Source organism: Streptomyces sp. sk2.1, assembly GCF_008120935.1.
GTDB lineage: Bacteria > Actinomycetota > Actinomycetes > Streptomycetales > Streptomycetaceae > Streptomyces.
Genome location: NZ_RDBO01000121.1, coordinates 1 through 665 on the forward strand (window position 1 = coordinate 1; position 665 = coordinate 665).

The window sequence follows — 665 nt, forward strand, 5'->3', positions numbered from 1 at the left end:
CCCCACCTCCCCCACCACAAGACCCCAACCACCATCACCCGAAACCTCAAGCCTCAACCGCAACGCATCATGACGATCCACCACCGCCTGCACCGCACCCACCAACGCACCCACACCCACACCCGCCGGCACCGACACCAACACCGACTGATGAAAACCACCCACACCCGACCCCAACTCACGCAACCAATGCACGATCGGAGCCGACACCACACCACCCACACCACCACCGGGGGGCTCGATCACCGCGGCGGCCGGGGTGTCGCCCTGCTCGTCGAGGGCGGCGGCGATGGCCTCCACGGTCCTGAGCCGGAAGACGTCACGGGGACGCACCGACAGTCCGGCCCGCCGTGCCCGGCCGGCCACCTGGATGGACATGATGCTGTCGCCGCCCAGGTCGAAGAAGCTGTCGTCCGCCCCGACCTCCTCCAGCCCCAGCACCTCGGCGAACAACCCGCACAGCACGACCTCACGCTCCGTACGCGGAGCCCTCCCCCGCACCACACCACCGAAATCAGGCGCCGGCAACGCACGCCGGTCCAACTTCCCGTTCGGATTCAGCGGCAGGGAATCCAACGACACGAACGCCACCGGAACCATGTACTCCGGCAACCGCTCCGCCACGAAACCACGCAACACCCCACCATCCACCGGCCCACCCACCG

1 protein-coding gene is annotated in these 665 nt (G+C 68.1%); it reads right to left on the reverse strand.

Annotated elements, in window-relative coordinates; genetic code table 11:
* Nucleotides 1-636 (reverse strand): phosphopantetheine-binding protein (locus EAO76_RS41065; RefSeq protein ID WP_222872255.1); only part of this gene is annotated, 636 nt, incomplete at its 3' end.
* Nucleotides 637-665 lie beyond the last annotated feature (29 nt).